This window comes from Streptomyces sp. NPDC050439, from assembly GCF_040655335.1.
Classification (GTDB): domain Bacteria; phylum Actinomycetota; class Actinomycetes; order Streptomycetales; family Streptomycetaceae; genus Streptomyces.
The window spans coordinates 1-11,937 of record NZ_JBFAJT010000020.1 but is presented as its reverse complement, the minus strand read 5'-3'; the positions used below and the strand labels follow the sequence as shown (position 1 = coordinate 11,937).

General features: G+C 67.3%; 12 protein-coding genes. 2 read left to right on the top strand and 10 right to left on the bottom strand.

What is annotated here, in order from left to right; translation table 11 throughout:
* Nucleotides 1–26 precede the first annotated feature (26 nt).
* Nucleotides 27–743 (bottom strand): hypothetical protein, encoded by a 717-nt coding sequence (locus tag AB0I66_RS42830; RefSeq protein ID WP_363213532.1) that lies wholly within the window; start codon nucleotides 741–743, stop codon nucleotides 27–29.
* Nucleotides 744–997: 254 nt separating this feature from the next.
* Here AB0I66_RS42830 and AB0I66_RS42825 point away from each other — a divergent pair, with 254 nt between their 5' ends.
* Nucleotides 998–1,342, top strand: a complete 345-nt coding sequence (locus AB0I66_RS42825) for a hypothetical protein (protein WP_363213531.1) — start codon at nucleotides 998–1,000, stop codon at nucleotides 1,340–1,342.
* 981 nt (nucleotides 1,343–2,323) lie between these two features.
* Here the strand turns inward: AB0I66_RS42825 and AB0I66_RS42820 are convergent.
* Both AB0I66_RS42820 and AB0I66_RS42815 read right to left on the bottom strand, forming a co-directional pair.
* On the bottom strand, nucleotides 2,324–2,575 hold the full coding sequence (locus AB0I66_RS42820; RefSeq protein WP_363213530.1) for a hypothetical protein: 252 nt from the start codon (nucleotides 2,573–2,575) through the stop codon (nucleotides 2,324–2,326).
* The gene (locus tag AB0I66_RS42815; RefSeq protein ID WP_363213529.1) at nucleotides 2,572–2,913 is read right to left on the bottom strand and encodes a PadR family transcriptional regulator; all 342 of its coding nucleotides are present in this window, start codon (nucleotides 2,911–2,913) and stop codon (nucleotides 2,572–2,574) included. Before AB0I66_RS42815 ends, AB0I66_RS42820 begins: the two co-directional genes overlap by 4 nt.
* 434 nt (nucleotides 2,914–3,347) lie before the next feature.
* Between AB0I66_RS42815 and AB0I66_RS42810 the strand changes: the two genes are divergently transcribed.
* Nucleotides 3,348–3,833 carry a hypothetical protein gene (locus AB0I66_RS42810; RefSeq protein WP_363213528.1) on the top strand — a complete coding sequence of 162 codons (486 nt, stop codon included), beginning with the start codon at nucleotides 3,348–3,350 and terminating at the stop codon, nucleotides 3,831–3,833.
* A 45-nt stretch (nucleotides 3,834–3,878) separates the two neighbouring features.
* Here the strand turns inward: AB0I66_RS42810 and AB0I66_RS42805 are convergent, their stop codons facing one another.
* The 7 genes from AB0I66_RS42805 to AB0I66_RS42775 all read right to left on the bottom strand — a co-directional run bounded on the left by AB0I66_RS42805 (nucleotide 3,879) and on the right by AB0I66_RS42775 (nucleotide 10,482).
* On the bottom strand, nucleotides 3,879–4,493 hold the full coding sequence (locus AB0I66_RS42805; RefSeq protein ID WP_363213527.1) for a single-stranded DNA-binding protein: 615 nt from the start codon (nucleotides 4,491–4,493) through the stop codon (nucleotides 3,879–3,881).
* A gap of 109 nt (nucleotides 4,494–4,602) precedes the next feature.
* On the bottom strand, nucleotides 4,603–5,208 hold the full coding sequence (locus AB0I66_RS42800) for a hypothetical protein (RefSeq protein WP_363213526.1): 606 nt from the start codon (nucleotides 5,206–5,208) through the stop codon (nucleotides 4,603–4,605).
* Between the two features lie 466 nt (nucleotides 5,209–5,674).
* Nucleotides 5,675–6,541: a hypothetical protein gene (locus tag AB0I66_RS42795; protein WP_363213525.1), complete on the bottom strand. Its 867-nt coding sequence runs from the start codon at nucleotides 6,539–6,541 to the stop codon at nucleotides 5,675–5,677.
* A gap of 549 nt (nucleotides 6,542–7,090) precedes the next feature.
* Nucleotides 7,091–8,296, bottom strand: a complete 1,206-nt coding sequence (locus AB0I66_RS42790) for a DUF932 domain-containing protein (protein ID WP_363213524.1) — start codon at nucleotides 8,294–8,296, stop codon at nucleotides 7,091–7,093.
* A 463-nt stretch (nucleotides 8,297–8,759) separates the two neighbouring features.
* On the bottom strand, nucleotides 8,760–9,362 hold the full coding sequence (locus AB0I66_RS42785; protein ID WP_363213523.1) for a hypothetical protein: 603 nt from the start codon (nucleotides 9,360–9,362) through the stop codon (nucleotides 8,760–8,762).
* Between the two features lie 117 nt (nucleotides 9,363–9,479).
* A complete protein-coding gene (locus tag AB0I66_RS42780) occupies nucleotides 9,480–10,040 on the bottom strand; it encodes a hypothetical protein (protein WP_363213522.1) in 561 nt (186 codons plus the stop codon).
* Nucleotides 10,041–10,110: 70 nt separating this feature from the next.
* Entirely contained in the window at nucleotides 10,111–10,482 is a 372-nt protein-coding gene (locus AB0I66_RS42775) for a hypothetical protein (protein WP_363213521.1), read from the bottom strand.
* Between the last annotated feature and the right edge of the window lie 1,455 nt (nucleotides 10,483–11,937).

Sequence of the window (11,937 nt, the reverse complement as noted above, 5' to 3'; positions counted from 1 at the left end):
GTGGAAGGTCCGCGCTCTGCTGGGTGTTATTTCTTGGTTCGTTGGGCGGCTTGTTCAAGGATGCGCCGTCGTGTCCAGCGTCGGCGTCCGTTTTGGCGTCCGGCGTTTTCGGCTACCCCGTCGGTGGTTTTGAGGAGGGGGAGGTTGTCTTGGGCGAGGCTGCTGGAGAAGGAGGCGACGCTTTTGTAGCCGAGGAGGGCGGCTGCTTGGCTGGCTCCGAGGAGTTCGTCGGGATCGCCGTCGTGGGGGACGTCGGGGAGGGGTGGTGCTTGTCTGGTGCCGGCTCGTCGTCCGCGGCCGGGGCGGGTGGTCATCCATTCCTGCAGGGTTTGTACTTTCCAGAGTTGCCGGCGGTAGGGGTTGTCCGCCGTGCCTTTCTCCTCGACCACGTCCGGTTGGGGAAAGTACCCGGGGTGGTCGCGTACGAAAGTGGTGACCTGGTTGGAGTTTTTGTAGCCGAGATACCTCGAGGCTTCCGCCGCGTTGAGCAGCGTCTGCGGGTCGAGGGAGGGCGGTGTGTGTTCCGCGAGCCGTGCCGGTGCCCGGTGGGCGAACCACTCGCTGACCTGCGTGTGGTCCCACAGGCGTGCGCGGCCGCGTTTGCCGGCGGGCTCGGGAAAAATTTCGCCGGCCGCGTTCTTGGTGCGTCCGGTGTAGAGGCCGGCGATTCTGGCGGGGGTCAGGCCTTGTTCGGCCGCGATCTCGGCGGCGTCGGCCAGGCGAGGCTCACGGCGTGGGGCCATGGCTGAACCGTCCGTCCTGTCGGCTGTGAGCCGGCCGGCCCGGCGCACAAAGCAAATAATGGCAGGAGTTCCGGTTGGGGGTCCAGCCCGCGGCGCCAAGGGATGCCTGACCGGTCGTCCAGGCTGCCGCCTGGCGGAGGCGTTGACGGCACCTGAAACAATCCCTTCGGCCACGGGTTCGGGGGAGAGGGCGGCGTATGGATCAGGCTGGGGCTGCTCGCGGCCTCGTGCTGGGTTACGTCCACGCTCTGCACGTGATTGACGAGGCCGTGAGGGTGGCGGTCCCTTCTGTGGAGCGGCTGGCAGATGTTCTTGGCCTGGTCCGTTCGCGCCGTATCGGCCGCAGTGGGCATGTCGCCGGCTACGCGTACACGGTTCATGGGGCGGGCTGCCGTTTCGTCGGCGAGGACGGCATCGAGGTCGATGTCGACTTCACAGCCGACGGAAGGGAGATCTTCGATCTCTGGCGGCTGCGCGGGTATGGGCTGAGCCTGCCGGAGCCGGTTGACGTCACGGATCAGGATCTGCGGGCCGCGGTGCGGTCGCTGCAGCCGCTTTTGACTGAGGTGCGGCCGGGGTGGTTCAGCGTGGTCAACTGACCTCGTCGGCAATGAGGTTGGCAGGCGGCGCAGGCGTTTGAGGCTGCAGGACGGCTCGGGCAGGCTCTGGTGGAGATCGTCGCGACACTCGTCGCGGCTGCCTGGAGTGGCAGCGAGTTCAGCGTCACCAAGGACAGCAGGACGCTCGGCGTGGGGTGCGTCGCCAAGTCCCTGTCCTTCAAGCCCAGATGTCCGGGGCATGGATTTCGACGGCCGCGCAGCGGGCTCTGCCGGCAGGCGGCTTGTGGTTGCTCCTCGGGGTCAGGCAGATGCTGCGGCGGGAATGGCTGTGACCGCAGGCGATGCGGCTGCAGCCTTCGAGATGATTTCTTTCATCGGCGCGTCGTTTTTGAATCGGTGCCCAATTCTCTCCGCGATGGCGGCTACTCGGCGGCCAGCTCCGGGCGGAGCTGTGCGGCTCGCACGGGAGCTGACCGCGATGCCGGGAGGCAGAACGAGCCCGACAGGAGTTTCCGCACTGCGAGAGGTAGCTCCGTGACGGGTCAAGTCCTCGTTTGTTGCACTGACGAGCAGCATGGGTGCCGCATTATCGGATATTATTGATGATCGACATGGCGGTCTGGTGGCGCAGTGCGCTCAGCTGTTCCAGAAGGATTCCTGTTGCTGCTTTGTCCTTTATCCGCCGTCGGAGAAGGTACCGTGCGCGTCTACGGGGACTCATGAATCGCAGCAGATGCCTTTGCCACCGCGGGAGCGTTGCGCCGATGACGGTTCCCGCCGCTACGGCAGGAACATCGGCAGTCGGTGGAGGCTCAGCTCGGCGAGATGCACCACGAGAAAGGGTCCACCGCAGGCGGAAGGCTCCCCGCAGATTGCTCAGTGCTAGCTGCCATCGAGTTGATGCATCTTCGCAAAATGCGAGGTCGGCAAGCCATTCTTCGGCGTATCGATCGCGCCAGTCGGCGGGAAGTAAAACCACTACCAGCAGTACAAGCCGCTCAGGCACGCTCCTGCGCTGTGTCATGACCTGCCCGGGCCGCTGTCCGGAGGATTCGGTAGTGCGAGCTCTTCCGTAGGTCCGTCGGCTGAGGCCTCACCGATGGCAGCGCGCACGACTTCCGCCTGGTTCTCTGGTGCCGATTTGTCGAGCGCACGTCGTCCCAGCGACCACCGCACCATCCATGGAGTGGTGCCGATCGTGACCCAGCACAGCAATGCGCCGATGCCGAGCACCAGTACAACCGCTGCAGGCAGACCGAGCACTGTGATCATGAAACTCCCCCTGCTGTACCAGGACGCGGCACCGAGGTCTTTGCTGGCCCAGGACCAGGCGTTGGCTGCACTGATGGCACAGCGGGGCGAGCGATCGGCCCCCCTTCTGACAGAGCCGTGCGGGCGAAAGTGATACCGCTTGCGTTGACTGTGTAGAAGCGACGCCGGGGGCGACCGTGCATGGGTTCAGCTGTCTCCCAGGCGCTCGTGACCAGGCCCGCCTCCTCAAGGCGGGCAAGCAGCGGATAGACGGTGCCGCTTGGCAGGCCAGTTCGCTGGATGAGTTCCAGGCCGTAGGGGCGGTCCAGGTGAAGAAGCGCCTCAAGGACCGCAAGCATGGCTGGAGTTCGGCGTAGTCTCGCTCCCATAGGTATCAGACTATCTATGTAGAGTTAGAGATGGCAAGGGGCTTGGCGCCTACCCCAGAGTGCGCCCCGACGCTGCTTCAGAGCGGCCAACCTCGGCACGGGCGGGCCTTGTTTGCGGCCGGTGGTGGTCCGGGCGTCCGTTGGCGTGGCTGTGGGGGTGTTGGTTCTTCGGCTCGGCTGGGGGTGTCTTCGATGAGGTCGGTCGCGAGTTGACCGGGGCGTTGTGGGCGGTGAGCGTGGTGCGTGAGGCATGTTCGGGCAGGGTGTGGGCGGGCTTGGACGGTCGGCCTTTGGTGCAGGGGGCGATGTCGGCAAGGGAGCCGGTGCCGCGCGGGGTGCCCTTATCTCTTTTGGTCAGGGGAAACGGGGCTGTGTTGGGTCGGTGAGATGGGCAGCATGGCGGTGTGGCCGATCTTGTGTGGGATGACGTGAGGTGTTTCTTCGACCCGGACCTGATGGGGGCGTTGCCGGACCTTCGTGTCCCGGATTGTTCGGTGGAAGGCTGGCAGGCGGTCCTCGATCTGGTCGAGGTGAGGAGCTGGACGCGCCGGTACTTTGAAGGCGCGACGGTGGTGCCGGTGCCTCGGGCGGAGAGCGTTCTGTCCCGCCCGGCGGACGCTGAGTCCCCGAACCTGCGGGTCTGGCCGGCGGCCGAGGTGCTGGCGATCTTCCGTTTTCTTGACGACAAGGTCATCGACTTCGACGTTGACCTGCGCGAGTTGCAGGGCCAGGAGCGGCTCGATGTGTTCTGCGGCTTCCTGGGGGAGATCGGGCGGTGCTTGGGCAAGCCGGTCCTGATGGATCCGGAGGGCGACTACGGCCATCCGGTGCTCGGCTTCGATGTCGAGGCCGACCGGGTCGTCCTCCTGGATGAACCGCTGGTCACGTGACTGCGGCCGGCGGCCGCGGTTCGTCGAAGGTTCCGTCGCGGAGCATCACGAAGACAGCGGTCCGTCGATGCCTCCGGGCCTGGTGACACCCCCCGGATCATCAACCGCAACAAGGGGGGAAGTCATGCCGGACCCGAAGGCCGGTAGCCCCATTGCGGAGCCATGAGGACGGTAGTGGGGGGCGGCTGGAGGGGCGGGGCAGGTCTGGTGGGGGGTGTGTTTCTGTGTCCACCAGGGGGGTGGGCTGTCCGGTCGTGCGGTGGCCGGTTGGGAGGCGGCGGTGGGTTGGGGTGCTGGGGGTGCGGCGTCGGGGTGGGCGGTGAGCGGGTTGGTGGTGGTGTAGGTGGTGTACTGGCGCAGGGTGATGCCGAGGTCGTCGATGGTCAGGTAGACGGTGTTGTTTCTGATCTCGGTGATGTGGCCTGTGGCCAGGATGTTGGTTCCGTCGGTGAGTGATGTGGCGGCGCGGTGGGCCAGGTTGTGCCAGGCGGTGCAGATGTAGGGGATGGGTGTCCCGTCGCGCCATGTGCGTGTGGTGGCGTCCCAGTGGGTGGGGGTCTGGGCGAGGCGGAACCGGCAGACGGTGGTGCCGTTGTGGGTGTAGCGGGTTTCGATGTCGCCGGTGATGGTGCCGCTCACGTGCACGACGGACGGGATCACGGAACACCCCTAACTAGAATAATAGTGTTTCCAATGGGTGTTGACTCTCTTGGTTTGTTCTCTGCTGCTGGAGTGGGGTGCAGCGGGTGAGGCGCTGAATGCTCGTCCTTCACCTGGTGGGCTCTGGTGGGGCCGGTGGGGTGTGGTTGTCGAAGATGGTGGTGTCGTCGATTTCGACGCGGATGGGAACTGCGCCGTCGGCCCGCACCAGTTGTTCGTGGGTGGTGTCCAGGTGGACGGAGATTCGTACGGCGCGCAGGTCGGCGTCAAGGTAGGCGAATATGAGGATGCCGGCGAGTTCGATGCAGGGGAGGCCTTCGTGGTCGGGGTGTTCTTGTGGGTGGAAGGCCGCTGAACTGTTCGCCTCCGCGCAGGCCTTGGCGTCCCAGAGGCCAAGGCTGGGGGACGTCTGGGGGTGTACGGGGAGGTTGGCGGTGTGCGGCGGGTGGTCCTCGTTGGCGCCGTGCCCGGCCGTGCCGGTTTGGGGTAGCGGGGTGTGGGTGGAGAGGACGTAGTGGCCGAGTTGGCGCAGCAGGCCGGCGGTGTCGTCTACGGCCGCGGGGTCGTGGTTGGCCGGTCGGGTGTATGCCTCGATGTCGTTGTTCCAGGTGAATCCGTGGGTGGTGAGGGCTTGTTCGGTGTGGGGTGTGCGGTCGTGGGTGGATTGTGGGGCGGCGACGAGTCCGTGTGTGGGGTCGGGTATGACGAGGTACATCGGGGCCTCCTTCCGTGCGGGTTGCCTTGGTAGGGGGGCCCGCGGCCAGGGCGGGTGCATGTCCGTGGTCGGGGGTGGCGGTGTGGGTGGACGTCCGGGTCTTTGGGCCTGGGACCGAGCAGCGGGAGTCGAGGGCGTGGACGGCGTTGTCCAGGTCGTCGTCGCGTATCGGCGGGGTGGTTTTGCTGCGGTAGAGGGCGGTCGTGGTTGTGGCACGGTGCGGGTGATGCGCGACGGGCTCCTGGTCGGTGGCGTCATGGCCGAGCGTTTCGCGGGCGGTGGGCGGCGGTGGCGTGCTCCCGGTGGTGAACCGGCGACCGGCCTGGATGTGGGCGTACGCGCCGGCCGTAGGCCGCAGTTGCAGTGTTCGAGGCATGGCAACTGTTGGGGGCTGACCTGAGGCCGGGGGGAGGTGGGCCGTCGCTCCTGGCGGGCGGTGTGCCGGGGGCGACGGCCCGGGGGGTGTTCAGTAGTGGTGGCCTGGTGTTGTGGTGTCTGGTCCGAGGTCGGGCGGTGTGCAGTAGTCGACGTCTGTTTCTGGGGGGAGGGGGTCGCCGGTGTCGGGATCGGAGCGGTAGGCGTCGAAGACCTGTGCGGCGGTGAGGGGTTGGGGGGCTCCTGCGTGCAGTCGCCAGCCGTAGACGCGGTCTGTGGTGTGCGGGGCGGTGGTGCGCATGATGAGTCCGCCGGGCAGGGCGGCGAGGCCGAGGGCGAGGACGGTGGTGAATTCCAGGACTGCGGTGTCGCCGACGCTAGTGATGCCGTCGGTGTCGGTGTCCGCGTGCAGGACGGAGACCAGGGTTTCCGGTGTGGTCGAGACGCTGCATACCAGGTGGCTGTGGCCGGGCTCGGCGGTGTCGAGGATGCGCAGCAGGAGGTCTTGGGCGCGGGCGAGGGCTTCTTGGCCGACGTCTTTTCCGCAGGCGGCGCAGGCGGCGAGCCGGGTCAGGAGCGTGGAGGCGTAGTCCCAGGTGGTGTATCGGAGGGTTTCGTCGATCAGGTCGGGGATGAGGTCGGCCAGGGGCTGGCCGTCGTAGGGGATGGTCGGGCTTGTTGTGGCGATCTCGGCGGTGAAGCGGGTGCGGTTGGTGGGGCTGTCGGGGTCGAGGCTGTTCTCGGCGCAGAAGTCGGTGTATTCCTCGGGGTCGAAGAGGGCGAGCATGGTGTGCATGCCGTGTGAGGCGCGGGCGCTGAGGAGGTCTTGGACCTCTGTCAGGTAGGTCGCGTGGTCGTCGAAGGGGAAGCTGGGGAAGTGCCGCATGGCGTGGAAGTCGTGCTCGTCGGCGAGGAGGCCGATGATGCCGGGGATTTCCCGGCGCAGGAGGCGGCGCATCGTCTGATCGGTATGGGCTGTGTTTCCTTCTTCGTGCGATGGTTCGCCGCGGTGCTCGGGGGGCGGGGGTATGTCAGTCACGTGTATGCCCTTCTCGTGGGTGAGTTGAGGGGCCTGCTCGCAGCCGCCCGCTGGCCGTCAGCCGTCAGCCGTCAGCCGGGTATGCGGTTCGCGTGCTGGCTTGTCGATGGGGCTGTGTGGCAGAGGTGGGCGGTCGTCTCTGCGGGGAAGGCGCCCTGCGCCTCGTATAGGGCGAGGGCGGTGGGGCGGTGGGCGCCGGAGGCGGTGGCCGCGCTGCGTCTGTGGGCGCAGTGGGTGTGGTGTTGGTGCGTGCTCGGCTCCGCTGCTGCGTCGCCTCACGCCGCACTGAGCTGCAGTGCGGGGCAGGGGCGGCCGGTAAGTGCGTTGCGTGTTCGGTGAGCGGGCGGCAATGTGTGCTGCGCGCCGTGGGGGAGGTGGGCCCGTGCGGGCCGGGCTAGGGGAGGTTCCTGGCCCGCACGGGGGTCTGTTGGCTCAGGCCAGCGGTCCTTGGCCGGCGGTTTTTGGGGCTCAGCGTGTGTGGAGCTGGAGCAGGCGCCGGTGTGCCTTGTTCTTGGTTTCGTCGTCGGCGCCTTCGAGTGCGGCTGTGGCGCGGGCGATTTCCTCGGTCATGGACTGCGGTGGGCGCCTGGGGGTGAGGTGGTCGAGGTAGCCGGTGATGGCGCGCTCGGCCGCGTAGGCGGTGCGCCCGACGCGGTTGCTCTCAGAACGGAACACGTCGGTGATGGCGTCCAGTCGGGTGGCGTGGTTGGTTCGCTTGCGGCTGGTGGCGTCGTCTTCCAGGGGCCACAGGTCGGCGATGACCTGGTGGAAGTCGGCGATGGCGATGTCGGTGCGGGCGAGGGCGGTCTCTTCGTCGGCGAACTGCTCGAAGTAGCGGGAGGAGAGCCCCAGGGTGCGGCGGGCTTCCTTGATCTGGCTGGTGGCTCCTGCGGTGTGCCGGACGGCCCAGCGGGTGACGGCGTCACGGACGGCGAAGCGTTCGGTGTTGGCGCAGACGGGGCGCCAGGGGGTGACGACGCACTGGAACTGGCCGTTGCCGGAGTGGTCGTTCATGACGGCGATGTAGGGGACCACGATGTCGTTGATGCCTGCGGCGTCCACGGTGAGCGTCTGGGGGAGGCGGATGGAGATGAACACACGCTTTCCGCCGCGCAGGAGTCCGGCGGACTCCCACACCACGTCGTAGCGGCTCACGAGTTCCTGGAGGAACACGAAGCCTGCCCGGTTCTGGATGGGCGTGTACCGGGAGCCGACTGCGCCCAGGGCGGTGCCGGTGTCGGTGCGCACGGTGTGTTGCTGGTCGGTGTGCTCGCGCGTCTTGCCCTGCCATTGGTAGAGGGCGGGCACGGTGGTTACCTCGAAGTCGAGCCCGGACAGGCGCAGGACCTCGTCGATGTCCGTGGTGCCGCCAGGGATGATCTGGCCGAGGCCGTGCCAGGCGGGAGAGGAGGTGTACAGGCAGATGGCGGCGTTGGTCTGCTCCTCGAGCCCGTGTTGGGCGGTGATCTGCTCGATCTGTCCCTCGGCGTTGCGTAAGACGGTGAATGTCTCGCCTCGGTCCCAGCCGGTGAGGACCTCGTAGCGGTCGTTGCCGATCATGCGGATCTCGCCTCGGTCCACACGGGCCTGGAAGGCGCGTTCTTGTTCGCGGACGGCGTCGACCTGTGCGGTCTTCTCGGCGGCGAACGCGGTGTTCACGTCGGTGAGAGTCATGATTCCCCTTCGGTGTCGGTTTTGGCGGGGCCGGGGGCGGTGCCACCACCCCCGAACAAATTCAATAATAGTGTGTTTTGATGGGAGGTGAACCCACCCCTGACCTGGCGGTTTTCGTCCGTCGGCACCACTGGCCTCCCGGGAGAGGGGGCGGTGGGCTTGACCGTCGGCGCAAGTTGGGCAGGGGGCGGTGAGCGCCTGCCCAACCTGAGCACTGGGGTCCTGGTGCCGCTGCACTCTCGGCCGCCGTCACCGGCCCCGCGGCTCGGCCGCACGACGTGCGGCACGCCATCCCGCTCCCGCCGGCGGGGAGGGCGGCGGCCGGGACGGGCGGGCCGTCGGAAAGCGAGTCTTGCCCGACCCGAACGACCCGACCCGACCCGCCGCGCCCCGCCGTGGAGGGGCGCGGGACGCGGCGGCTCGGTGTGCTGTTAGCTGGGGTTGGGCGGGTTGTGGCCCTGGGTCATGCCGGAGCCTCTCCGGCCTTCGCTGCCGGGGCGCTGTCCGGGCCTGTCAGGACTTCATGGATCAGGGCGTCCAGGGCCTTGTCGATGCGCCGTGTGGCCTTGGTGTCCATGCGGCAGCAGCTTTCTTCGTTGATCCGCTCGAAGACTGCTTTCCTGGCCGGGCTCGGGGGAGTGGTGCCCGGCACGACTCCGGCGGCTATGGCCTGTTGCCTGAACTCGTCCCAGACGCCGCACCAGTCGTTGCTGTCCGCCAGATCGTCAAGTTCATCGATCGTGGCGGGGAGGGCGGCGAGAATGTACCGGGCCTGTTCCCGGTAGGCGAGGGAGTTCTCAGCGATCCACTTCACCAGCGGATCCCCGGAAGCTTTGAGAGCCTCCCACGCGTCCGCCTGGACCACCGCGCACGTGTCGTAAGCCTTGCTGACCTCCTCCCTGTAGGCGCTGGCCTGACGCCCGGCGTCCTCGCCGTAGCCGTACCGGTCCGGGTACTTCACACCAGCCGCGTCCTCGACGGCGTTCCGAGTCGATATGGCGGCCTCGAAGACCTCGACGTACTCCTTTACCTCCGGCAGCATCTGCCGGGCTGTCTGCTCTGTCATGTGCCGCATCCCCTTCGACGGTGGTTTCTGCGGGGCCGGGGGCGGGCTGCCACCCCCGAACAACTTCAATAATAGTGTGTTTGAGGGGTGGGTGAACCCACCCCTTGACCAGCACCTTCAGACCGACGGCGCGCGGAACTCGCACAGCGGCGTCACGCTCTGCCGCCGCACCTGCGTGACAGCGGGCACCGGTACACCGCCGATCACCTCGCACAGGTCGTAGCGGACGGCGTGAGCCGCTCCCAGCTCTCCGGCCTCCGCCTTGATCGCCCGGACCCAGTAGAGGCCGTGACGCTGTGTCAGGCTTCCGTGATACCTGACCTTCTGCCACAGGACCGGTCCAGCATCCTGCGGGTCAAGCAGCTGAGCCACTGAGAGCGAAAGCTGATGTGCCACCCGCGCAGACAGCAGTTCCACGAACGCGCGGTCAACCGTCGCCCGGTCGACCGGGACATCGGCCACGGCTGGCCCGGTGTGGCCGGTGCGCACACCCATGGCCCAACCCAACTCGAAGAACGACCGGACCACAGCCAGCTGTTCGGGAGACACCCGCAAAGCCTCCGGGTCCCTCTCGCTGCGCGCCAACTCCCGCAGCGCGTAACCGGCTTGATCCACTTCAGCGTCCGTGAGCGGCGCTCCAGATTCCCGGGCCTGCCCTGCAATCCGTGTGTTCTCCATGGCGCCCCTTCTCCTTTCGGTGATGCCGAGTAGAACGGGGGAGCCTCAAACCCGGGCGCCCCCGTGCGGATTACTTCAAAAACCCGCTCGACCGGAGGAACTCAGACGTGATGAGCGCGATCCCGTGCGGCCGGTAGATCTGAGGGAATCGCCGTAACTCAACCTCCATGCGCCCCGCCCTGTCCGGGTCGATGAATTCCTGAACCAGACGGTAAGGCTCCTCACCCGTCGGCATTTCCAGCACGACCGGACCGGCGGCCTTGGTCTCGAACCGAATTCCGGTGTAGTTCCGGTCCACGTTGTGAACGATTCTCACCCCTGCTCGAGTGCACTGGAGGGGCAGGAAGTTCGCGATGGTGCGGGCCTGAACGGCACGCCCGGTCATGGGCGCGTCCGCGCCGCGCACCCCGCGCACGATCCCGTCAGTGATCTGAAGTTCCATGTCTTTCCCCTTTGTTGATCCCGTGCGGTTCCGGGGAGCACCTCCCCATTACGTCAAATAATAGTGTCTCTCTTGCTCGGGTGGAACCCATGCCGCGTCATGGGTTGCGCTGGATGTTGCGTCATCGTGTTGCGGCAAAGGTTGCGCTACCTGTTGCGCGGGCGAACCGCCGGCCTCTGCGTTGCCCCAGGTCACCCCACCAAGGAGACCCGGCACGTCTGCTGACATCCCCTCTGCTGCCCCTGCTCCCGTGTCCGTTGCGTGTGGTGGGTTGGGCGGCGGGCGTGGTCGGCGCGTGGCATCGGGGATGGGGGCGTGAGCCTTCCGGTGTTGCGCGTCGCAGGACTCCGCGCACGGGCCGCTACGGCCCTGGGAGAGGGAGGGCACCCCAGACCCCCGGCTACCCGCGAAAGCGCCTCACCGCCCGGAGGGCGGCGCACCGACCCACCGTTAAGGGTTGGCCCGGAGGGCCGACCCTGTGCATGCTTTCCGGGAGTTGACTCGTTTTTCCGGAAACCATGTGCTCTCTTTTTATCCCTTTCGGAGGGGGCAATTCGCGAGGGGACGCGCGAGTTGAAGAATCCGGAGGATGCGCAGTATCCGGCTGCCGGATGCGCGCCCCCAGCGCTGCGGCAGCCTTGCGCCCCCGACCAACATCCAGACCGGGAGGCGGATCGGAGGGATCCATCCATTCCAGACTCCATCCGTACTCGAGTTTGAAGCACCACACCACCCGGGTCACTCCGCACAGCGGAGGCGGCCGTAGACTCGCACGGGTTACCGGGGCACATTCAGGGACCAAGCCGACTGTGGACTGGCAATCCGTGGGGCAACCCCCTCTGACTGTGCAGCCAGCCGGGCCCGCGCCAGCGGGCCCTAAAACGGCCCAGGAGGCGAAGCCGGAGGGGCCGTCAGGTGGGGGAGCGAAGCGGACCCACCGGGCCGCAGCGCAGCGAAGGCCTCCACTCCGGGAGCGCAGCGGACGGAGTGTCACCCGCCTTGCGCAGCAAGGCGGGTGGGTGTGAGGCGCAGCCTCACACCAGCGCTCACGCGGAGCGGGTACCGTATCGCTGCGCGATACGCAAGCGAACACCCGCGCTGCGCGCGGGTGTTGCTCTCCCGCTCCGCGTGAGCGCTGGTGTGAGGCTGCGCCTCACACCCACCCGCCTTGCTGCGCAAGCCGGGTGACACTCCGTCCGCTGCGCTCCCGGAGTGAGGGCCCACTGCACCCTGGACGGAAGCCTTCACTACCCCCTCAGTGAAGGCTTCCATAATGGAGACCCTCGCTGCCCCCGGAGTGAAGGCCCCGGGATGGACGCCCTCACTACCCCCTCAGTGAAGGCCTCCGCTGCGCTACGGCCCGATGGGTCCGCTCCGCTCCCCCACCTGACGGCCCCTCCGGCTTCGCCTCCTGGGCCCTACTAAGGCCCGCTGACGCGGGCCCAGCCAGCTACG